The following is a 22486-nucleotide window of genomic DNA, read 5'->3' as shown; positions in this document are numbered from 1 at the left end:
CCTCTCTGCGGAATTAGGATCGTCCACTAGCCCACGACAGTATCGAAGACCACAGCAGCGCGTAGTTCGACCACTCGACGAACTCCGGCGGGGCCCAGTGGGGAGCGAGATCCGAGGTGAACGCGACCACTCGGCCGTCGCCATGATGTCCTGTGACCAGGATGGGGTCGTCTCCGGTGCGGGCGACGACCTCGGCGTCGTCGCGGGCCACCACTCGGTTGTAGCCGAGCAGGGGAGGCCAGTCGCTGGAGGTGTCACCCAGGACGGGATGTTCCGGTCGGCATACCTCGACCTTGCAGCCCTCCGGGACCTCGATGCGGTCATCGTAGGGGAGCATGGTCACAGGCAACACGTCGGCGAGGGGGGTCATGCCGAAGCGGGCCTTGCCGTCGATTCCGGTGAACGACATATAGCCACCGACCTTGACCAATCCGCCGCCCCGGCGGACGTATTCAGCGACTACTCCCAGACGGTTGGGCGATGCTTCCGAACGTAGGAACGTCTCGTCGGGGAGCTGGAAGGAATTCGATCCGATATCGGAGATGACAACTACGTCGTACTCGTCGATTTCCTGTGCCGTCTTGGGGAAACGTGAAGAAATCTCGTGGCCGCGCACGTAGTTGACGTCGTGCCCTTCGCGGGTGAGATTTTCGAGGAATACGCTTGCGCCTTCCTCGTACTCAGTGGTGTGGAACTGATCGAAGCCTTTCATGTGAATAACGTGCTTGATCCAGGATTCGCCGGTGAAGAGGATCTTGAGCGGTTCCATAAGGTCTCCTGTGGTGCCTGGGAATGGGAGGTGGGTGTCGGTAGCGAAGTGTTCGTCGGTGGCCCGGCGCGTGTTCAGGACGGGGTGCTCGCGCTGAGTAACTTCCGTCCCAATGCGTACGCCTGGCGAAGGTCGTTACCTTGGTACTGGACTGCGGCAAGCTCGGACACCAACGGGCTGGCGTTGACAGCGACGGTGTTCGGTAGCCATCCGAACAGATCCACATCGGAGGACGAGTCACCGTAGGCGACGCAGTTGGCTGGTTCGATGTGGTAGCGCTCCAGTGCATCTCGCGTGATGTGGACCTTGGCTTGCGGTGACAGTGTTGCCTCTTCGGAGAGCGTCTGTCCGATCACCACATCGGATCCGTAGGCCTCGTGAGCGCCCCAGTTTCTAAGTCTCTGAACGAAGAACGCCGGCGATTGCGAGATCACGATGGCAATCTCACCGCGCCTGCGGATATCGTCGAAGGTATCGGTGATGCCATCGAGCCAGGCCGCTTGTTCGAACGCGGCGTCGAGGTCGTCCTCCGTCGCGTGCGCACAGACCTCGAGCAGGGTTGACCAGAAGTCGAAGTCGGTGATTTGTCCAGCGTGCCAGAGCTGTTCGATTTCGAGTCCAACGTCGCGGCGGCCGAAGAATGTCGACAGTTCCAGGGCGGCTGCTCCGTTGAGCAGCGTGCCGTCCATATCGAATACGTGCAGTCGGGTGGGCATGTGTTGCTTTCTGTGGAAGTCGTCGGGCCGGGTCTCAGGAGAACTCCGGGAGCACTTCCTTGGCCATGAACTGCATGTTCTTGATGATCGCCTCGATCGGCTGTCCCACGGCGATCAGGCACGCCATGTGATCGACGCCCAATGCCTCGTAGGACTTGAATCGTTCGATCATCTTGTCGGGGGTGGTGAGGATGGGATCGGCGTACTTTTCGAGGAGCCCTTCCTTGGAGAACGACTCCTGGGCGGGCCTCATCGCTCCGCCCTGGACCACCGAGTCGTCCTTCTTTCCCTCGGCGCGTGCTGCCAGACGCTCCTCTTGGGACTGTTGGCCGGAGCTGGAGGCATGCACCAGGGTGAGATAGTAGTTGTACTCACTGAGCACGTCGTCGAAGTACTCGGTCGCCTCTTCTTCGGTGTTGCCGAGCCAGGTGTGGCGAAGGGCCATCACCTGCTTTCGAGGCATCCCGCTCGTCTCGATCTCGTCGTTGTACGCGGCGAGCAACGCTTCGAGATCGCCGTAGGGCTCGAAGTTGCCGTAGTTCGGAGCAGTGATCAGGTTGTTTCCCTGTCGTGCCACGCGGCGTACGCCGTCGATGCTCTGCGAGGCCGCCCATACCTCCGGGTGCGGCTTGGATGCCGGCTTGGGCACAAGAGTCGTCGGCGGGAACGAAAAGTACTTGCCGTCGAACGACACATCGTCCTCGACCCACACCCGCTTGATGATCTCGAGGGATTCTTCGTAGATGTCGCGTGCTTCTTTGGGGTTGATGCCGAGTCGGTCGAGCGGGTAGCGACTGCCACCCCGCGCCACGCCGATGCCGATGCGCCCCGGTGCCATCTGGTCGAGGAAACTCATCTCCGACGCGATGAGCAACGGGTTGTAGTACGGAAGGACCACGATGCCGGGCATGATTCGCAAGCGCTCGGTGCGCGCTGCGGCCAAAGCGCTGAACATCAGCGATGAAGGATTGCTGACGTAGTTCTGAAAGTGATTTTCGTTGACTGTGACGCCCTCGAAGCCGAGGTCCTCTGCGGCATCGACGATGCTGAGCATGTCGTTGAGGAGTTCGGACCACGGACGGCTCATGTCGCGGTAGAAGAATGGAGTGGTGACCCAGATCTTCATGGAAGCTGTCTTTCTACGAGGTTGGGCAGTTCCTGTATTGCTGGAGGCGTGCCGAGTTCCGGCTGCAGAGCGGACGCTCGTGCAGTTCCGGGCCAGACCCGGTGCGTGGGTCCCTGCCGAACTCGGACTGTGGGGCGATGTAGAAACGGTTCTATCGCGTACATCCGGAGCATACAACGGTCCGGCGCCCTGTGCATAGTGCCGAACTCGTTTTCTTTCGAGAAACTCGATAAACGTTGTTCACGCTGGTGAGAGACGTAAGGCCGGGTGTTCCGGTGTTTGGATCAACCTCCAAGATCCGCGAATCACGAAGGCAATGAGCGACGCAGATGTAGAAGCGATTCAACCCGGGTGCTCGGCAGGATTCGTCCGGCAGTCGGTAGAGGCGTGGTCGGCCGCGGTCGGGTGGTGGTGCACAGGGGAGACGTGCCGGCGGGTGTCGGTTGCTGCGTGATTGTGCAGACGGTTCTGTCATCCCTGCTCCGGGAAGTGTTCCTACAACACACTTTCTGTTCGCAACACAGCTCCGAGGGCGCAGAGCACTATCGATCGTTCGGTGACGGGCTGCATCCCGGTTGTGGCGGTCTGTAGACAGACCTGGGTGCTGCCGGAGGTATCGACTGTGTTGCGCGAATATTGCCGGAAGATTTTACGCGTCAACGCTTGACCTGAGGTGTGGGCTCGACCATGATCTCTAGCAACCGCCGACACGGCCGCACGAATTCAAATGCTGCGACTCGCGGTATGTCCCCAGGCTTTCTGGCCCAGTTTTCGTGCAGCAGTAGAAACGTTTCAACAACTGTCTTCGCATCACACGAACGAAGGGAAACGTCCATGCCCACTATCTCGGGATTCGACAATCTGATCCTCAACACCGATACCTACAAGCATTGCCACCACACTCTCTATCCTCAGGGAACCGAGTACGTCTCCAGCTACGTCGAATCGCGTGGTGGCATCTTCCCGGCGACGATGTTCGTCGGACTGCAGGCCTACATCCAGGAGCGCTTGCTCCGGCCGATCACCCTCGCCGACATCGATGAGGCCGAAGCGGTGACCAGGGCGCAGGGGATGCCCTTCTGCAGGGAGAACTGGATGGGCATCCTCAACGACCACGGCGGATTCCTTCCTGTAGAGATCGAGGCAGTCCCCGAGGGGACTGTGCTGCCCACCCGCAATGTCCTTGTGCAGGTTATCAACACCGATCCGAAGTACCACTGGGTGACCAGCTTCTTCGAGACCGCGTTGCTGCGAGCGGTGTGGTACCCGACCACGATCGGAACGGTCAGTTGGATGTGCAAGCAGATCATCAAGGAAGCGTTCGCTCGCACCTCGGACAATCCGGATCTGCTGCGCTTCCAGCTGCACGATTACGGCGCTCGCGGCGTGAGCTCCCAGGAATCTGCTGCATTGGGTGGTCTGGCACACCTGGTCAACTTCAACCAGAGTGACACGGTGCCGGGCATCCTGGCTGCGATGAAATACTACAACGCGGTGTGTCCGGCGAACTCGGGCCCGAACAGCGAGCATGCAGGTTTCACGGCATGGGGTCGGGATCAGGAAGTCGACGCTCTTCGCAACATGATGAACACCTACCGCGATGCCGGTGTGGTGCTGTTGCTGACCGACTCGTACGACCATGAGAACGCTGTGAAGAACATCCTCGGCAAAGAACTGAAGGCCGAGATCGAGAACTTCCCGGGCGTGGTCTGTGCTCGTCCGGACTCGGGCGACCCTGTGCAGGTGACCGCGGATACCGCTGAGTGGCTCATGGATGCCTTCGGCTATGAGGTCAACTCCAAGGGATTCAAGGTTCTGCCCCGGTATCTGCGGGTCGTCCAGGGCGACGGCATCACGCTCGATACCCTGTCGGAGATCTACATGGAACTCGAACGCCGGGGCATGGCGGCAGAGAACGCGATTTTCGGTATGGGCGGCGGTCTGCTCCAGCACTTCAACCGAGACACGTTGAACTTCGGGCAGAAGTGCAACGCTGTGCGAGTAAACGGTGAATGGCGCGATGTGGCCAAGCAGCCGACCGGGGCGAGCTTCAAGGTGTCCAAGGCCGGCCGTCTCGCCCTCGTCAAGCGGGATGGTGAGTACCGCACGGTGCGACGCGACTCGGTTTCTCCCGAGGAGAACCTCCTTCAGCCGGTGTACCGCAACGGCAAGCTCCTGAAGAAGTGGGATTTCTCCGAGCTGATCGAGCGGAGCGAGGCGGAGGTCCCCGAGGAGTACTACTACCCCGTCATCGAACAGATGCGTGCGCAGGACAGCGCCGCGGTGCCTGCCTGACCACAACAACTGTTGAACAGATAACTAGGGATCCATGATGACAAAGTTGCCGAGTGTGCCACTTGCCAATACAGATTGCTTGTACATCGACGGGAAGTGGGTTCCCCCGCACTCGTCTGCTCTGATCGATGTAGTCGACTCGACAAGCGAATTGGTCTACTACTCGGTGCCGGACGCCGATGTCGACGATATCGATCGCGCGATTACAGCGGCCCGGCAGGCATTCGACGAGGGACCCTGGCCGCGGTTGTCGCACGCCGAGCGGGCTCAGGTGCTGCTCGATATCGCTGATGCCGTCGAAGCGCGGATCGATGACATCGTGGAGATCTGGCCGCGAGAGACCGGGATTCTGGCATCGTCGGTCCCCGGTGTCATGCGCGAGGTAATCGACGCGTACCGGTACTACGCAGGTCTGGCGAAGAGCTTCCCGTTCCAGGAAGAAGTCACACCCACCAACGGCGCACGCTTCGGCATGATCGTGAAAGAGCCTGTAGGCGTCGTGGGAGCGATCATTCCATGGAACGCGCCGATGGGACTGATCGCGTTCAAGGTGGCGCCGGCACTGCTGGCGGGATGCACCGTCGTCATCAAGTCGTCCCCGGAAGCTCCGGGGGCTGGATACATCATGGCGGAAATTGCTGATCAGCTCGGCATTCCGGCGGGTGTCCTGAACGTGGTGACCGCTGATCGTGCTGCCTCCGAGCGGTTGGTCTCCGACCCTCGGGTCGACAAGATCTCGTTCACCGGATCAACGGAAGTCGGCAAACGAATCGGGAGCATCCTCGGTGGTCGAATTGCACGGTCTTCGCTGGAGCTCGGCGGCAAGTCTCCTGCCATTGTCCTGGACGACTTCGACATTGCCGAGGCGGCACACACCATCGCTTCTGCGGAGTGCTTCCTCTCGGGTCAGATCTGCGCATCGCTCACCAGGATCATCGTTTCGGAGGAACGTCACGATGAGATGGTCAAGGCGTTGGCAGACGAATTCGACCGGGTGGTAATCGGCGACCCGTACGATCCTCAGGTCACGCTGGGACCTTTGGCCAGCGATCGGCAGCGGGACCGTGTCGAGAACTATATCCAGATCGGGATCAGGGAAGGGGCGACACTGGCTTACGGCGGCGGACGCCCGTCCCACCTCGATCGCGGCTGGTTCGTCGAGCCCACCGTCTTCGGAAATGTGTCGGAGACGTCGCGGATCGCTCAGGAAGAGATATTCGGTCCGGTGCTGGCCGTGACCCCGGCCCGGGATCTCACGGACGCCGTTCGGATTGCGAACGCAACGGAGTTCGGTCTGAATGCTGCAGTGTTCACCCATGACTCGAAGAAGGTTTTCGACATTGCCCGTAGGCTTCACTCCGGCACCGTGGGGCAGAACGGCAATCGTGTGGACTTCGGTATCGGGTTCGGAGGATTCAAGAGATCCGGTATCGGACGCGAAGGCGGGGTAGCAGGACTGCAGGCGTACCTGGAGAACAAGACTGTTGTCCTGGACGCACCTCCCGAGTAGACCCGTGCCCGGAGCGGTGCAGAGACCACGGCCGGGTCAGACGACCGAAGCCGACCGTAAGAGGATCATGTGACTGAGATTGCCATAGAACACGGCTTGGTGTGGGTAGGCCCGGACGAATCCTATTCGGAGGGACTGCTCTACATCGAAGACGGCAGGGTCAGCTATGCGGGCGAATACAAGGCAGAGGTGGTCCGGCCCGGCGTCGCGCGGCTCGATGCATCGGGATGTGTCGTTCTGCCGGGTCTGGTGGATTGTCATGTGCACCTGACAACGAACTCGGATCACGAGCGGATCCTTCCCAGCGATGTGTTCCGGGGTCAAAAAAGCGGTCCGGAAAAGCTGCTTCATGGCTATCGCAACTCGCTCCGTGCCCTACGATCAGGGTTCACCACGCTCCGATGCATGGGGCATCGGGGAGTGGGCGAAGTCGAACTGCGTGACATGGTCGCCGACGACCTGATCGTCGCTCCGAACCTTCTGGTCGCGCCGTGGTGGATAACCATGACGAACGGCCACGGTGACCTGTTCTACCCTCCTTACACGCCACGCCGCGAATGGGATACCGCAGACGGTGTCGATGCCTGCCGGCAAATGGTCCGGTTGCAGGCCCGAAGCGGTGCGGACTTCATCAAGGTCATGGCCAGCGGTGGTATGTCGAAAGGAGAGAAACCGCACTGGCCCAATTACAGTGTCGAGGAACTCACGGCGATCGTCGAAGAGGCGCACGACATGGATCTGCGCGTCGCCGCGCATGCCCTGTCGTTGGAAGGGATTCGACGCAGTATCGAAGCCGGCGTGGACAGCATCGAGCACGGCTCGTTCCTCGACGAAGAATGCGCTTCGGAAATGGCGCAAAAGGGAATATTCTTGGTCCCGACCCTCGCGTTCAACGACTGGTGCCAACGCGAAGGGACGGCCCGAGGCCTGACCGAAGCCGGAGTCGAAAGCCTGCGCGAGGCGCACGATCGGGCTCTGGAATCGTTCGATATCGCCCGTTCGGCTGGAGTCAAGATCGCGATGGGAACGGACTCATCCGGGTCCCTGTGCCCGTTCGGTGCCCATTACCGAGAACTCGAACTGTATGTCGAACACGGGATGTCGGTGAATGAAGCGTTGGCGTCAGCCACCGTCGTGGCTTCGGAACTTCTCGACCGCCCGGACATCGGCTCGCTGCGACCCGGCTCGATCGGAGATGCGCTGGTGGTCGATGGGACCATCCTTTCGGACATAACTCGCCTGCGACAGGGAATCAAAGCGGTCGTCCGATCGGGCCGTGACGTCACCAGCTATCTGGAGGAATCGGCCGCGTTGCTCTCGCTCTGAGAGTCGTCTCCGTCGGGAAGCAGATATCGGTACCGGAAATCTGAAAACCGGGGCCGAACATCAACGACTCCGGCCTCGGCCGATAGTAGTTGCACGAATTGAATTGACGAGAAAGCGAGAAGGAAATGCCGTACATCGAAGCAAGCTTCTTCGAAGAAAGGTTCTCCGAGACGAAGTTCTCCGGCGAGATGGTGGCAGCGCTGACCGAAGCGGTGTCCTCGATCCTGGGAGAAGAGATCGGATCGGAAACAACGGTCGTGCTGCATGGTGTACCGCGTGAGCGGTGGGGACATGGAGGCCGGACCATGGAAAAGAGCAGCTGAGCAGACCCCGCCGGCAAAGGTGCGCATTCGGCAACTCACCGGTACCACCGTGGTTCGGCGAACCACCTCTGCCGCTCCGATACATGCTGGCGGCGCGCAGCTTTCGGCTGCGCGCCGCCAGCATATATTACTGGATGATCAGTAATCCGGATTCTGTACATCACCTCCGAATCGTGGAGACGCCGCCACGCTCGATAGGTTCGGATGCAGTCAGGAAACAACCAACGGAACCTCCGAGAGGGCACGGTTATCAACTGCCGCGACAGGGGGTCTCGTCTTCTCGGCGTCGAAACCGACTTTCTCTCGGTGGGGTGTGCTCGCCGACCGATCGATGGGTACGACACAGCGTATGACCGATATCAGCGATCCGCTCGTTCACGACGAGAACGACATCGAAGTCAGCGAGCGCAAATCCTATGCCGCCGGGGTACCGGCGGTGTTGGTCTCGCTGCGGCACGGATTCGAGCAGATGGGTCCGGTGCGCACCGCCCGCACCTTGACGAAGCTGAACCAACAGCATGGCTTCGACTGCCCGGGCTGCGCGTGGCCGGAAACACCAGGTCACCGGAAACGTGCCGAATTCTGCGAGAACGGCGCCAAGGCTGTCGCCGAGGAAGCCACCACTCGCACCGTCGACCCCGGTTTCTTCGCCCGCCATTCTGTACCGGAACTGCTCGCACGCACCGACTACTGGCTCGGTCGCCAGGGCCGGCTGACGCACCCGATGATCATCCGGCCTGGCAGCCTCCACTACGAGCCGATCGACTGGGACGATGCCTACGCGGTGATCGCCGAGCATCTGCGGGCGCTGCCGGACCCGAATGAGGCGATCTTCTACACCTCGGGGCGGACCTCCAACGAGGCCGCGTTCTTGTACCAGTTGATGATTCGGGCGTTCGGCACCAACAACATGCCGGACTGCTCGAACATGTGCCACGAGTCTTCCGGTACGGCCCTGTCGGAGACCATCGGCATCGGCAAGGGTTCGGTGTCGGTGACCGACCTCGAACACGCCGACCTGATCCTCATCGCCGGCCAGAACCCCGGGACCAACCATCCCCGCATGCTGTCGGTACTCGAGAAAGCCAAGGCCCGCGGCGCGAAAGTCATCGCGATCAACCCGCTGCCCGAAGCCGGGTTGTTGCGTTTCAAAGATCCTCAGAAGGCGCGTGGCGTGCTCGGCGAGGGAGTGGCGATCGCCGACGAGTTCTTGCAGATCCGCCTCGGCGGTGACCAGGCCCTGTTCCAAGGTCTGGCGAAACTGCTGCTCGCCGCCGAGGACCGTGCTCCCGGCACGGTCCTCGACCGCGACTTCCTCGACCGGCATTGTGCCGGTTTCGAGCAGTGGGCCACCCATATCCGCGCCGTGGATCTGGACACCGTGTCGACTGCGACGGGTCTGAGCCGATCTCAGCTCGAGGACACTGCAGCAGCGTTGGTCGCCTCGAGAGCGACGATCATCTGCTGGGCGATGGGGTTGACCCAGCATCCCCACGCCGTGGCCACCATCGAAGACGCGGTAGCGCTGCTGCTGATGCGCGGGATGATCGGCACGCGTGGGGCGGGGGTGTGCCCGGTGCGGGGACACTCCAACGTTCAAGGTGATCGCACCATGGGCATATGGGAGAAAGCCCCCGAGTCGTTCCTGCAGGCCCTCGATACCGAGTTCGGGATTCGCTGTCCCCGCCAGCACGGTTACGACGCGGTCGACGCGATCCGCGCCATGCGCGACGGCAAGGCGTCGGTGTTCATGGCCATGGGCGGTAACTTCCTGTCTGCCACCCCCGACACCGAGGTGACCGCCGCCGCACTGCGCAGTTGCGCGCTGACGGTGCAGGTCTCCACCAAACTCAATCGCAGTCATCTCGCGCACGGAGCGACCGGGATCATCCTGCCCACCCTGGGGCGGACCGACAAGGACATCCGCGGCGGACGCAAACAGATGGTGTCGGTGGAGGATTCGATGTCGGTGGTGCACCTGTCGCGTGGAGGGCTCACACCCGCCAGTTCGCATCTGCGTAGTGAGGTCGCCATCGTGTGCGAGCTCGCCCAGCACCTGTTCGGTTCCGGCCATCGGGTGCCGTGGGCGCGGTTCGCCGACGACTACGACTGCATTCGCGATGCGATTTCGCGGGTGATCCCCGGATTCGAGGACTTCAACACCCGGGTACGGCGGCCGGACGGGTTCGTCCTGCCCCACCCGCCGCGGGACGAACGCCGCTTCACCACCGACACCGGCAAGGCGACCTTCGTCGTCAACGACCTGCACTGGCTTCCTGTCCCCGAGGGTCGGCTGATCCTGCAGACGTTGCGCAGCCACGATCAGTACAACACCACCGTCTACGGCCTCGACGACCGTTATCGCGGCATCAAGGCGGGCCGGCGGGTCCTGTTCATCCATCCCGACGACATCGAAGCGTCCGGATACGCTCCCGGCGACCGGGTGGATCTGGTGTCGGAGTGGACCCGTCCCGACGGCACCGTCGAGGAGCGCCGGGCCGAGGACTTCAGGCTCGTGCCCTATTCGACCCCGATGGGCAATGTTGCGGCCTACTATCCCGAAACGAACCCGCTCGTGCCTCTCGACCATGTGGCACTCAAGTCCAACACTCCTGCTTCGAAGGCGGTCACCGTCCGCCTTGTGCCTCGTCGGGCGCCTGGGAAGCGGCCGGACGGGCCGGGTATCGAGCTCGATCCGAAGTCTGCGTAGGAGAATCTCGATGCCTGTTCTGTTCGCTCATGTGTTCATTGCTGTCGTCCAGCTGCTGCTGCGTTGTGTAGGCATGTCCTCGGCGTTATCTGCGCCCCGGTCGGAACAGCGTGTGCTCGCCGGCCGGTGCGACAGTTTCGACGATGGGTTCGAATCATGGGGCGAGTGACCACCCGTGCCCGCATCACCCGACTGCAGGGAACGCAGCGGGTGGTGCGTCCGGACACGGTCGTTGTCGAAGAACCACTCGAACTGCGCGTCGATGGCACTGCACTGGCGGTGACGATGCGCACTCCCGGTTCCGACATCGAACTTGCCCAGGGGTTCTTGCTCACTGAAGGGATCGTCACCGGCCGCGACGATATTGCTGCAATCCGTTACTGCAACAGCACGGGCGACGACGGGCGCAACACCTACAACGTCCTCGATATCGATCTCGCACCCGGAGTGGCTCTGCCCGAGACCGGCATCGAACGCAACTTCTACACCACCTCCTCGTGCGGGGTGTGCGGGAAGGCCTCCCTCGATGCGATCCGCCAACGCTCCCGCCACTCACCGGCTCACGACCCGGTCGTGGTCGATCCGGAAGTGCTGGCGGTAATGCCCTCCGCGCTGCGACAGGCGCAGGAGACCTTCGACCGCACCGGCGGATTGCATGCTGCCGGATTGTTCACCGCTGCAGGGGAACTCCTCGCACTGCGCGAGGATGTCGGACGCCACAATGCCGTCGACAAGATCATCGGCTGGGCGGTCGAGCACCGACGATTACCGCTGCGCCATACCGTGCTGCTGGTGAGCGGACGTGCCTCCTTCGAGCTGACCCAGAAAGCGGTCATGGCCGGCATTCCTGTTCTGGCGGCCGTTTCCGCGCCGTCGTCGCTGGCCATCGACCTTGCTCATGACGCCGGTTTGACTCTTGTCGGGTTCCTGCGCGGGGACACCATGAACGTCTATACCCGCGCCGAACGGGTTGGTACGGGGAACGCAGGTCTCGACTCTGCGAGCACTTCTACCGGAGCTTTTGATGGATAGGACAGTGGCTATCGAGGTGCGCTACTTCGCCGCAGCGGCAGAGACCGCAGGGACGGAGAAGGAAACGGTGGCATTGCCGCCTACCACCGACCTCGGGACGTTGAAGACGGTGCTGATCGACCGACACGGCCCCGATATGGCTCGTGTGCTGTCGGTGGCGATGTTCTTGGTCGGGGATGAGCTCACCCGTGACCCCGCTCGTGCTGTGGGTCCTGTAGTCGACGTGCTACCACCGTTCGCCGGCGGCTGAAGTGAGACCTCGATGTCGATACGTGTGATTGCTACAACGACGACGGACGAGCAGTCCGACACGTAGGTGAGCACATCGAATTCTTCGAGTTCGGCGAGGGTTGATAAGGCCGTGCCCGCGCCGGCCTGCAGCGTCGCCATCGGAGAGGACTCCTCGGATGAATATTCATCGCTTCGTTGAGGTCTTTTCCGGATACGCGCGGTGAGCGAGAGGTGGGCATGTTTGTGTGGTCAGGTGCGGGCAATGGTGCGGTGCGGTGAGGGTGAACTGCTCGAAGGCGTCGTCGAGTTCGAGGTGGATTGCGTTGTTCGCGATTACGACGCGGTGGGCGTCGAGACCGAGCAGTCGGGCGACGACGAAGGTTGCGCTCAAGGTTGCGACGTTTCTGGTGATCCCGAGTGGGAGGAGGGATCCGGTGTCGGTGAGGGCTTCGTGTTCGCCGGCTCTGAGGACGAGTCTGGCGTCGGGGTGCACTCCGTGGGCTGCCACGGACACGGCGATGTTGTCACGGTCGTCGGAGCCCACGGCGGCAAGGCATCGGGCCCGGTCGAGGCGGGCGCGTTCGAGGAGGGTTCTGTCGGTACCGTGCCCGACGATGGTGGGAATGTTCAGCGCTCGGGCCAGGCGCAGATTGCGGGCTCGATCGTCGCGTTCGATGGCGACGACGGGGATGCCGAGTTTGCGGAGTTCGAGGCACAACCGGAGACCGACCTGTCCCAATCCGACGACGATGACGTGGTTGCGGCGGGGGAGAACCCGTTGACCGATCAAGCCGATGAGGCTGGTTCCGAGCAGACGTTCGATTATCCCGGCGGTGAACATGGCGGTGAACACGATCGCCGCCAACATCGCCAGAGCCGCGAACACGTCATAGGTGTGGTCGCCGTGTGAGGCCGGTGCGGGACCGACGGTGGCGACGACCTGGACTGCTTCTTTGAGGGACTCGACCCAGTGGTGGCCTTTGCCGACAGTGAGCCATATCCAATCGATCAGGAGGATGGCGAGCAGTCCGATAAGGCCGGTGAGCAGCATGCGGGTGCCGGCGTCGTGGGATCGCAGTGTGCCTACGGAGTGGACGAATCGGCGGCGAATTCTGCTGGTGCGGCTGTGGGGTAGCGGCTGCCAGGTCGGTTGGTCACCGTGGGCCGATTGCCGGAGGACGCGTGTGGTGCCATCGGGCGCGGTGTGCGCGGCGTCGATCGTGGCAGCGATGCACGGGCCGGCCAGGGACGGTGTCGCGAGGTCTGCGGGGGAGGTGACCTGACAGTGGGGCATCAATTGGGTGAGTTGGTTGGCGATGGTGCGATCGAAGACGGTCACGACCATCGGTGTGTGGGGACTGATGTGGGCGATGGCGAGGGCATAACGGACGGCGACCGCGTCGTCGTGGGTGACGACGGCGACCCCGGCCGGGTCGTGCTGGGTGATCTGCAGAAGTTCCGGGTCGTCGGGTGCATCGAGGTGGAGAACATCGAAGTGGCGTTGGGTGAGTGACGCGCACACGAGCCGGGCAACATTCGACGCGCCGATGACAACGAAGGGGGACATCGGGCCGACGCCGATCACCGCACAGGTGCAGGGAACGAGGTGTAGGCAGTGAAGATGCCACCGGAGCTGATATCGGATGTTGGGTCGATCAGCTCCGGCAGCACCGCTTCGAGGCGTATCGGGGCAGCAGCGGTGACACTTGTCTCCGGATTCGGGGTGGGTACCAGACGAATATTGTTGATCCGCAAGAGGTTACTGCCGAGTTCACGTCCGGCGGCGAGAGCGAAGGATTCGATTGCGCCGTCCATGGAGTCTCGCGCCGGTCCTCGATCGGTGTCGGTGATTCTGCGGAGCGTGTCCAGGCCGGTTACGGTGACGATCGATCCGATGCCGCCGGTGCGGTGGAGGGATACTGCAGCACGTCTGGTCGTGTGGAACAACAACGCCATGTGGTCGTAGGTGAACCGGCCCCAGTCGGCGGGGCGGATCTTGCTCAGCGAGTGGCATGCGGTTTCCGGGCCGGGTAGCCATGCGGTGTGCACGAGCGCGTCGATGCCGCCATGTCGTCGCTCGAGGTGGGTGAACATGTTGTCGACGTCGGATTCGAGGGTCAGATCGGCCGCGACCGGATGAGCGATCCCGTCGTCATCAGCGACTCGGCCGGCGAGGTGCTCGGCAGCATCGAGGGTGAAGCTGTGCGTGAACACGTGGTGTCCGGCTGCTGCCAACGTTCGGGCCACGTGGGCACCTTCGTTCTGTTCGACGCCGGTGACCAGGACACGCAGTGAGGTGGTGGGTAGAGCCAACGGGTGCAGCGACGGTTCGGCGATGCTCATCTGGACTCGTTTCGAGGGTGCCGGGGGCGCGGGGGGAGGAGTTCCGCGCCCCCGGGAATCGGGGTGGGATGGATGTCTGTCGAGGTCCACGGCCGTGGGATCCTGCGCGGACGAATCGGCGGCTTGCCGAAGGGGGCGGGGCGTCGGCGACCGGGGACCGGGGACCGGTGCGTGAGCGTGCTCAGTGAGAGGTCGGTGACAGCTGTTCCTGTCCGGAGGTTTCGTCGTTGTCGGACAGGTCCTGCCGGTAGGTCTCGCGCATGGCGATCACGCAGACGACGGAGACGGCGCACATTGCGACCATGAACAGCGCCACGGCGACGTACGAGCCGGTGCGATCGAGCAGGTAGGTGGCGACGATCGGTGCGGGAGCGCTCGAGGCGAGGGTACCGATCGTGTAGCCGAAGGAGATTCCGGTGTAGCGGATGCGGGTGTCGAAGGCTTCGGCGAAGAAGGCTGCGAGGGGACCGTAGGAGGTGGCGAAGGCGAGGCAGAACACCACGAACCCGATCATCGCCAGCACGAAGGATCCGGAGTTGACCAGCCAGAACCAGGGGAAGGTGAACAGCAGCATGGCGAGAACCCCGGCGAGGAAGACCGGCTTTCGACCGTAGGCGTCCGACAGCTTGCCGAACAACGGTAGTGCGACGAACGTGACCGCCATGGCGACGAGGACGAGTGTCAGCATCTGGTTTCGGGTGTAGCCGACCTGCGTGACGCCGTAGCTGAGGCCGAATACCGTAGTGCCGTAGAAGGTGACGCCGATGGCGAAGTAGGCGCCGCAGGTCAGGAGGACCTGCTTGGGGTAGTGGCGAAGGACCACCCCGATGGGCAGCTTCTCCAGCTGTGCGTTCTTCTTGACGCGGTCGAAGTTCGGGCTTTCGCCGACATGCAGTCGGACGAACAGGCCGATCGCGACGAATGCGCCGCCGATCAGGAAGGGAATGCGCCATCCCCAGGATTCGAACGCTTCGGGCGACAGTCCGGCCATCAACAGGAAGACCGTGTTACCGAGCATCAATCCTGCCGGCACGCCCATCTGCACCCAGCTGCCGTAGTAGCCGCGTTTGTCGGCGGGAGCGTGTTCGACGGCCATGAGGATCGCCCCGCCGATCTCACCACCGAGTGCGAGACCCTGCACGAAACGCAAGGTGACGAGGATGATCGGTGCGGCGACGCCGATGGTCTCGTAGCTCGGGAGTAGCCCGACTCCGAGAGTGGTCAAGCCCATGATGGTCAAGGTGATCACGAGCATGGACTTGCGTCCGATCCGGTCACCGAAGTGACCGAACACCACTCCGCCGAGCGGGCGCGCCACGAAGGCGGCGGAGAACGTGGCGAAGGCGAGCAGAGTGCCGATCAGAGAGTCGAACTCGGGGAAGAAGATCTTGTTGAAGACGAGTCCGGCTGCGGTGCCGTAGATGAAGAAGTCGTACCATTCGACCGTTGTGCCGACACCGCTGGCAAATCCTACTTTCGATGTTTGGGACATTTTTGGCATGTGGGGCCTCCGTTGCCGCGAGCGCGAGATAATTTCTGCGGCTCGAATATATGGGTGACCCAGAACACACAACATCTCCATGTGGAGAGGTGGAGTGCACTCCGGGGAAAGCGAATTCGATTCAGAGCAAGCGAAGTTCGTGAGCGCGTGCAATGGCTTCGACACGATTGCGCGCGTTCAGTTTCTGCATGGCACTCTGCAGATAGGTCTTCACGGTGTTGCGGGTGAGAGACAGTTCCTGAGCGATTTCGGGATTGCTGTGACCCATGGCCGCAAAACGCAGCACTTCGTACTCGCGCCGAGTCAGGCCGGCCCGGTACAGCGCCTCGGAGGTCACGGCTTTTCGTGGCCCCGTCAACCTCGGGTCGACCACCCGAATTCCGCTGGACACGCGATGAATGGCCGTGGCGAAGTCCTGTCCGCTGATGTCCTTGACGAGGCAGCCGTCGGCGCCTGCTTCCATCAGCAGATCGATGGCACCGTGATCGGCGAACGCGGTGAACAGCAGTATCCGCGCGTGCGGCGCGGCTCGCCGAAGACGCGGAATGAGCTCCGGTGCAGGGATATCGGGGAGCCGAAGATCGAGAAGGATGACGTCGACGGGCAGGGTGCGGGCCAATTCGACCGCGGCCGCGCCGGTCAGTGCCCCTCCCACGACTTCGAGGTCGGTGTCCTCGCGGGCGAGCAGTTCCACGCCGCCACGCACGATCGGATGATCGTCGACGACGAGGATGCGGATGGTCTTCGGTGGCGCGGTCATGTGCTCGGTCCCTCCAGAGCGTCTACCCAGCCGCGCACGGTGGTGCCGCTTTCGTCGTCACTGACGACCGACATGCCACCCCCGAGCCGCTCGAGGCGCCCTGCAGCCAATCCGAGCCCCAGCTGGCTTCCTCGCATCGGATCGTCGGTGCCGTCGACGCCCCGGCCGTCGTCGCTGATGACGACCGTCACTCTGCCTGACCGCACCGACAAGCTGACCACCACGGTGGACGCGTCGGCGTGCTTTTCCACGTTGACCAGCGCCTCGCGAACAAGGCGTTGGAGGGCCTCGACGCGGCTGGCATCGAGGTCGGGAGATTCGGTCAGGGGCACGAAACGAGCCGGGATACCGGTCCGGAGCGTGAATGCCTGGCAGTCCTCCTCGATGCCGACCGGAAGATTTCGTTCGGGAGGCCGCGCGGTGAGGTCGGTCAGCGATCGGCGGATGGAAGCATTGACGGCGTGTACCTGTTCGGTGATCTCCTGCAGGCGATCGTGGATCGCCTGCGCGTCAGCGAGGGCGCGCAGGCTCTGCAGTTCGGCGCCGATCCGGAAAAGGACCGGGCTCACGGAATCGTGTAGGGATTCGGCGAGCCGTTTCCGTTCGGCCTCGAGGGCGAGTTCTGTCTGGGTGGCGGCCCTTTGGGCGCTGAGGAGAGTGACGGCGGCCGTTTCGGCGATCGATTGGATCTCTGCGATGACTCGATCACCGAAGGACGAATATTCGCGGGTGCCGACGTACATGGCGCCGAGAACATGACCTTCATAGGCCATGGGCACGGCGAGCATTCCTCGCAGTGACTCCTGTTCGACGAGCGCGTCGAAGTCGTGGGTGATTCCGGGGTCGGACAGATAGTCCCGTACCCAGACGGGTTGTTGGAGCATGATGCTCTTGCCGCCGAGCCCGATCCCTTCCGGCACCACCAGTCGGTGCAGAGCGTTGCTCTTCGTGCCCTGCCAACTGCGGTGAACCATCACCCCATCGACCTCGACGCGCCCGATGAGCGACATGTCGAAGTCGCCGATCTCCCGGATCCGCTGGCCGGCCGTGGTCATCGCCGACGCTTCGTCGGTCAGAACCAGCAGCTCGGCGCGCGAAAGTGCGAGATTGTCGAGGATCGACGGTTTGAGGTCCGAGTGGGTGAACTCGTGAGCTGCAGTAGGTGTATTTTCCGACACCGGCTTTCCTCGATCTTCTTTCCGGGGTCTCGGGTGACCCGTCATGGTGGCTCGGTCACAACTTCAGCGTATCGGACCGGTTGTTCAGGTTGATCAGGCACTCGAGCAGGAAGTAGTCGCCCCAGATCAGTTCGTTTCGGGTCGCGAAGTCGCGGCGCTTGTCGAAGCAACCGTCCATCAGGATCCCTGCCGGTCTGCTGTCGTGCGGTCCGGTGGGGGTGAGGTGATCGAGGAGTGCCTCGACGTGGGCGACGGCCCGGTCCCGGAAGTCGGTCCGCTCAGGGACGAGCCGGTCGAGCTTGAGCAGCGCGGCAGCGGCGATGGCCGTGGCGGAGGTGTCGATCGGAACGTCCGGACCGGTGCCGGCGTCGAAGTCCCAGGACACGACGGCGCCGGTCGGTGTGCGGTCGAGCCACCACTCGGCCAGGCGCACGGCGGTCGGCAGGAAGGACGGCGATGACCACTGTGCGGCCTGGGCGTATGCCACCATCGCCCACGCCTGTGCCCGGCCCCAGGTGCTGTCGGCGTTCATGCCCTTGTGGGTGTAGCGGTCCAGCAGTGCACCATTGGCTGTGTCGAATCGTGCCGACTGACAGACCGAGCCATCGGTGCGGATGCACAGTTCGATGTGCCGCTGCGCGTGGCGGATCGCGGCGTCGTGGAAGCGTGGGTCGCCGGTATGTGCCGAGGCCCACGAGAGCAGCGCGACGGTGCCCGGGACGGCGTCGATGTTCGCGGCGCCTTCTCCGACCGCTTCTGCTTCTTCTGCTTCTGCTCCGAGTGGGATGATGCCGGCGCGATCGTTGAAGCTGGTGAGCAGTCCGTGGGCACCTGCCAGAGCGGTCTGCGCCGCGTCGTCGCTTCCGGTGACGAGGTGGTTGACTGCCGCCCCGTACCAGAAGAGGAAGCCGCGGAAGGCGGTGTCGGAATTCTGCCGGGGCAGGATCTGCGCGGTGATGTCGTCGGCGAGGTGTGCCAGGCGCTTGTCACCCGAGGCGGCGAAGCCGAGTGCGGCCAGGCCACCCCAGAATCCTCCGGTCCAGTTTCCGTCGGCGGTGGTGGTCCATTCGCCGGATTCGATGTCGCCGTAGTGCGGGAAGGTGCCGTCGGTCTGCTTGGCGGTCGAGTCGATCCGCTCGAGCATCGCCTCGATCGCCGCGGTGTACCGGGAGTTGGTCACGACCGGCCTCCGGTGGTGAGGACCGACTTGAGCGTGCGCCCGTCCCGCATATCGGCCATGGCGTCGTCCGCCTCGGTGAGCGGGTATTCGGTGACCATCGACGCGAGATCGAAGTGGGCGGTCAGCCGGGGGAGGGATTCGACGTATTCGAGGTGGTTCTGCGGCGAGAACGCCCAGCTTCCCAGCACCTGCAACTGCTTCTTGGTGATGTAGTGGGGGTTGATCGGGGTTGTGCCGTGGTCGGTGTACTGCCCGACGACGAGGTACTTGCCGCCGCGGCGGGTGAGGTCGATGCCTTCGGCCACGGCGGTCGGGACTCCGGTGGCCTCGATGACGACGTCGGCGCCGCGCCCGTCCGGTGTGTGCGCGAGGATCCGTTCCAGGCGGGCCTCTTGATCGGTCTCGGTGAAGATGTCGATGTGGATGTCGCCGATGCCGGCGGCCTGCGCGACCTCGAGACGGTTGGCCGGCCCGCCGACGATGATCACTTTCGCCGCGCCGGCGAGTGTGGCGTACATGGCGCAGGCCAGACCGACCGGTCCGCTGCCCTGGACCACGACGACATCACCTGTCTGCGGCTTGGCGATATCGTTCACGGCGTGCACGGCCGTCGGGCCGGCGCAGCCGAGTGCGATTACCTGCTGCGGGGTCACCGAGGACGGGATGCGGATGATCGTCGAGCCGGGCTGGAGGTAGATCTGTTCGGACCACCCACCCGACAGATGGGGCCAGTCGGCCGATGACTGGTTGATGCCGTACACCTTGCGGGTCTCGCACAGCGACGGTTCGTGCTGGTCCTGGCAGTAGTAGCAGTGCCCGCACGGGATGTTGGACGCCCATGAGATCGCGTCCCCGACGTGCAGTTGCTCGCCCCGGGCATCGGTGGTGACTCCCTCCCCGAGGGCGTGTACGCGACCGACCGCCTCGTGTCCGAGGATGAGCGGTACCGGAATGGGCAGGCGACCTTGCTGCAGGTGGATGTCGGTTCCGCAGATTCCCGCGTGCGTGACGTCGACGACGACCGCGCCGGCGTCGGGGGTCACGCGCGGAAACGTCGTCGCGGTCATGGTCTGTCCGAAGCCTTCGAGCACCATCGCGGTGGCGGTGCCGGTGGTCGGGCTCGTCGGGTCCGTCTGCATCGCATTACTCATCGGATCACTCCCTTACTGCGCAAAGTCTGGACATCGGACTCGGAGATCCCGAGTTCGTGGAGGATTTCGTCGGCATGTTCACTGACCGCCGGCACCCCACGGCGCACCTGGGCGGGTGTACGGGACAACGTGACAGGGTTGCCCATCAGCCGGGTGGTGCGCACACCCTCGATCTCGACGTCGACGAGCGTGCCGTTGTGCCGCGTCTGGGGATGATCGAGCGCTTCTTGCAGGGTGAGCAGCGGTGCGCACAGCAGATCGACCCCGTCGAACAACTCTGCCGCCTCGGCGGTGCTCAACTGTGCGACCAGCGGACGCAGAACCGCGTTGGCGGCCTCTTTGTTCTCTGCCTGGAGTTGTGGTGTGGCGAACGTCGGCTGGACGGACAGATCGTCGATGCCGAGAGCTTTGCATGCCAGACCCAGAGCGTTCTCGCGGAACAGGCCGAGTACCAAGAGCAGACCGTCGGTCGTTTCGAAGATGCCGCTGTACCAGTCGCTGACCCAGTTGGTCTCACGCTGGTACGCCAGCAGTGTGGAGCTTTCGAGAGTCTGCAGGGCCAGTGCTGTATCGAAGAGGTTGACGCTGACCTTCTGGCCGCGGCCGGAGCGCTCGCGTTCGAACAGTGCTGCCAAGATTCCCTGGGCGAGGGCCATACCCGAGGCGTAGTCCACGGTCGGTACCGGATGTACGTATGCCGAGATCGACGGGTCGCCGCACGCGCGTGCCATTCCGCTCAGTGCCTGCGCGAGCATGTCCTGGCCTGCTTTGTGGGCGTACGGTCCGGTCTCGCCGAATCCGGTCGCGGTACCGTAGACGAGCCGAGGATAGCGCTCGTGCAGATCGTCGTAGGTCAAGCCCAGTCGTTCGACTGCCGCGGTCCGGTAGCTGTGGATGAGAACATCCGCCTCCGCGAGGAGCTGATGGAGAATGTCCTGCCCCTCAGGGGTTTTCAGGTTCAGTGCGATGCTGCGCTTGTTGCGGTTGACCGCGGCGAAGTAGGCACTGGGGCGACCTTCGTCGAGTGACTCGCGATCGAGGCCTCGCAGCATGTCTCCGTTGACACCGCGCTCGACCTTGATCACTTCGGCGCCGAGGTCGCCGAGAACCTGCGCGGCCACGGGCGCCTGCATGATCTCGCCGAGGTCGAGGACCCGGATGCCGCTCAGCGCTTGTTGTTGCTGGGGGTGGTGCACGGTGCGCCTACTTTCCGTATACCGACTTGGCGATGATGAGTCGCTGGATCTGGTTGGTGCCCTCGTAGATCTGGGTGATCTTGGCGTCGCGCATCATCCGCTCGACCGGATAGTCACGGACATAGCCGTATCCGCCGTGCAGTTGGAGCGCATCGGTGGTCACCGACATGGCGGTGTCGCTGCACAGCAGCTTCGCCATGGCCGCCTTCGTCCGTCCCGCCGGTTCCCCGTCGTCGATGAGACGGGCTGCGTCGTACAGCAGCGTGCGGGCCGACTCGATCTTGACGGCCATATCGGCGACCATGCCGCGCAGAAGCTGGAAGCGGGAGATGGACTGGCCGAACTGCTCGCGGTCGGTCGTGTACGACACGGCGGCATCGAATGCGCCCTGTGCGATGCCGAGGGCCTGCGCGGCGATGAGTGCCCGGCTGACGTTCAGTTCCTCGGAGATGTACGCGAACCCCTGGTAGGGGTCGTTGACGACCCGGACGGCGGGCAGTCGGCACTCGTCGAAGATCACGTCGGTGGTGGGGCTGCCGCGCATACCCATCTTCTTTTCGGGAGCGCCGAAACTGACGCCGGCGTCGTCCTTGTGCACCATGAAGATGCCGAGTGACTTCTCTCCGGTCTTGGCCAGCACGGCGTACCAGTCGGCCCACGGCGCATTGCTGATGAACCGCTTCTGACCGTTGAGGATCCAGTCGGACCCATCCTGGGTTGCGGTCGTTGCGATCGCCGACAGGTCCGAGCCCACGCGCGGCTCGGTCATGCACCATGCGGCGCCGGCGGCGCCCGATGCGACGTTCGGTACCACCAGTTGCTTGAGTTCGTCGGAGCCTTGGCGGAGCACGGTGGAGGTGCCGGCCCAGTTGACAAGCATGACCAGTGCCGTGCTTGCACAGGACGCTGCGACTTCTTCGACAGCGATGACCTGGGCGAGCAGGTCGGCTCCACTGCCGCCGAGGCTCTCGGGGTAGGCGAGTCCGGGCAGGTCGTTGCTGCGCAGGGCTGCCCAGGATTCCGAGGGGAATCGTTCCTTGTCGTCCACATCGGCGGCGTGCGGTGCGATCTTGGTCTGCGCGAGTTTGCGGACGCTCTCGCGGAATTCGCGATATTCGATACTCATGAATTTCTCCTGG

General features: G+C 63.2%; 19 protein-coding genes. 7 read left to right on the top strand and 12 right to left on the bottom strand.

Features of this window, described 5'->3' with window-relative positions:
- Positions 1-13: 13 nt before the first annotated feature.
- From U9J23_RS25715 to U9J23_RS25705, 3 genes are all read right to left on the bottom strand, one after another.
- Positions 14-769 (bottom strand): glutamine amidotransferase, encoded by a 756-nt coding sequence (locus U9J23_RS25715; protein WP_039583672.1) that lies wholly within the window; start codon positions 767-769, stop codon positions 14-16.
- A gap of 74 nt (positions 770-843) precedes the next feature.
- On the bottom strand, positions 844-1485 hold the full coding sequence (locus U9J23_RS25710) for an HAD family hydrolase (protein ID WP_272268906.1): 642 nt from the start codon (positions 1483-1485) through the stop codon (positions 844-846).
- Positions 1486-1519: 34 nt separating this feature from the next.
- The gene (locus U9J23_RS25705; protein WP_039583668.1) at positions 1520-2611 is read right to left on the bottom strand and encodes an LLM class flavin-dependent oxidoreductase; all 1092 of its coding nucleotides are present in this window, start codon (positions 2609-2611) and stop codon (positions 1520-1522) included.
- Between the two features lie 834 nt (positions 2612-3445).
- Here U9J23_RS25705 and U9J23_RS25700 point away from each other — a divergent pair.
- The 7 genes from U9J23_RS25700 to U9J23_RS25670 all read left to right on the top strand — a co-directional run bounded on the left by U9J23_RS25700 (position 3446) and on the right by U9J23_RS25670 (position 12057).
- Positions 3446-4906 carry a nicotinate phosphoribosyltransferase gene (locus U9J23_RS25700; RefSeq protein WP_039583666.1) on the top strand — a complete coding sequence of 487 codons (1461 nt, stop codon included), beginning with the start codon at positions 3446-3448 and terminating at the stop codon, positions 4904-4906.
- 34 nt (positions 4907-4940) lie between these two features.
- On the top strand, positions 4941-6416 hold the full coding sequence (locus U9J23_RS25695; RefSeq protein ID WP_088898952.1) for an aldehyde dehydrogenase: 1476 nt from the start codon (positions 4941-4943) through the stop codon (positions 6414-6416).
- 69 nt (positions 6417-6485) lie between these two features.
- Positions 6486-7742 (top strand): metal-dependent hydrolase family protein, encoded by a 1257-nt coding sequence (locus U9J23_RS25690; RefSeq protein ID WP_039583665.1) that lies wholly within the window; start codon positions 6486-6488, stop codon positions 7740-7742.
- 125 nt (positions 7743-7867) lie between these two features.
- Positions 7868-8065 (top strand): tautomerase family protein, encoded by a 198-nt coding sequence (locus tag U9J23_RS25685; protein WP_006552221.1) that lies wholly within the window; start codon positions 7868-7870, stop codon positions 8063-8065.
- 349 nt (positions 8066-8414) lie between these two features.
- Positions 8415-10775 (top strand): FdhF/YdeP family oxidoreductase, encoded by a 2361-nt coding sequence (locus tag U9J23_RS25680; RefSeq protein ID WP_272268895.1) that lies wholly within the window; start codon positions 8415-8417, stop codon positions 10773-10775.
- A 156-nt stretch (positions 10776-10931) separates the two neighbouring features.
- Positions 10932-11807: a formate dehydrogenase accessory sulfurtransferase FdhD gene (fdhD, locus tag U9J23_RS25675; protein ID WP_064060766.1), complete on the top strand. Its 876-nt coding sequence runs from the start codon at positions 10932-10934 to the stop codon at positions 11805-11807.
- Positions 11800-12057 (top strand): MoaD/ThiS family protein, encoded by a 258-nt coding sequence (locus tag U9J23_RS25670; RefSeq protein WP_064060767.1) that lies wholly within the window; start codon positions 11800-11802, stop codon positions 12055-12057. Before fdhD ends, U9J23_RS25670 begins: the two co-directional genes overlap by 8 nt.
- 165 nt (positions 12058-12222) lie before the next feature.
- Here U9J23_RS25670 and U9J23_RS25665 read toward each other — a convergent pair whose 3' ends face one another.
- From U9J23_RS25665 to U9J23_RS25625, 9 genes are all read right to left on the bottom strand, one after another.
- Entirely contained in the window at positions 12223-13605 is a 1383-nt protein-coding gene (locus U9J23_RS25665) for a potassium channel family protein (RefSeq protein ID WP_326603194.1), read from the bottom strand.
- Between the two features lie 14 nt (positions 13606-13619).
- Positions 13620-14381: an SDR family oxidoreductase gene (locus U9J23_RS25660; protein WP_064060768.1), complete on the bottom strand. Its 762-nt coding sequence runs from the start codon at positions 14379-14381 to the stop codon at positions 13620-13622.
- Between the two features lie 181 nt (positions 14382-14562).
- Complete coding sequence (locus U9J23_RS25655) at positions 14563-15873, bottom strand: MFS transporter (RefSeq protein WP_230792364.1); 1311 nt, start codon at positions 15871-15873, stop codon at positions 14563-14565.
- Between the two features lie 130 nt (positions 15874-16003).
- Complete coding sequence (locus U9J23_RS25650; protein ID WP_272268893.1) at positions 16004-16642, bottom strand: response regulator; 639 nt, start codon at positions 16640-16642, stop codon at positions 16004-16006.
- On the bottom strand, positions 16639-17865 hold the full coding sequence (locus tag U9J23_RS25645; protein ID WP_326603190.1) for a GAF domain-containing sensor histidine kinase: 1227 nt from the start codon (positions 17863-17865) through the stop codon (positions 16639-16641). The genes U9J23_RS25650 and U9J23_RS25645 overlap by 4 nt, the downstream gene beginning before the upstream one ends.
- 10 nt (positions 17866-17875) lie before the next feature.
- The gene (locus U9J23_RS25640) at positions 17876-19000 is read right to left on the bottom strand and encodes a glycoside hydrolase family 88 protein (RefSeq protein WP_088898947.1); all 1125 of its coding nucleotides are present in this window, start codon (positions 18998-19000) and stop codon (positions 17876-17878) included.
- A complete protein-coding gene (locus tag U9J23_RS25635; protein WP_264721955.1) occupies positions 18997-20151 on the bottom strand; it encodes a zinc-binding dehydrogenase in 1155 nt (384 codons plus the stop codon). Before U9J23_RS25635 ends, U9J23_RS25640 begins: the two co-directional genes overlap by 4 nt.
- Positions 20148-21347: a CaiB/BaiF CoA transferase family protein gene (locus U9J23_RS25630; RefSeq protein WP_230792362.1), complete on the bottom strand. Its 1200-nt coding sequence runs from the start codon at positions 21345-21347 to the stop codon at positions 20148-20150. The genes U9J23_RS25635 and U9J23_RS25630 overlap by 4 nt, the downstream gene beginning before the upstream one ends.
- A gap of 7 nt (positions 21348-21354) precedes the next feature.
- A complete protein-coding gene (locus U9J23_RS25625; protein ID WP_272268892.1) occupies positions 21355-22473 on the bottom strand; it encodes an acyl-CoA dehydrogenase family protein in 1119 nt (372 codons plus the stop codon).
- Positions 22474-22486 lie beyond the last annotated feature (13 nt).

The sequence above is a fragment of the Rhodococcus sp. PD04 genome (assembly GCF_035918275.1).
Lineage (GTDB): Bacteria > Actinomycetota > Actinomycetes > Mycobacteriales > Mycobacteriaceae > Rhodococcus > Rhodococcus rhodochrous.
This window is presented reverse-complemented; position numbering and strand designations above follow the sequence as displayed.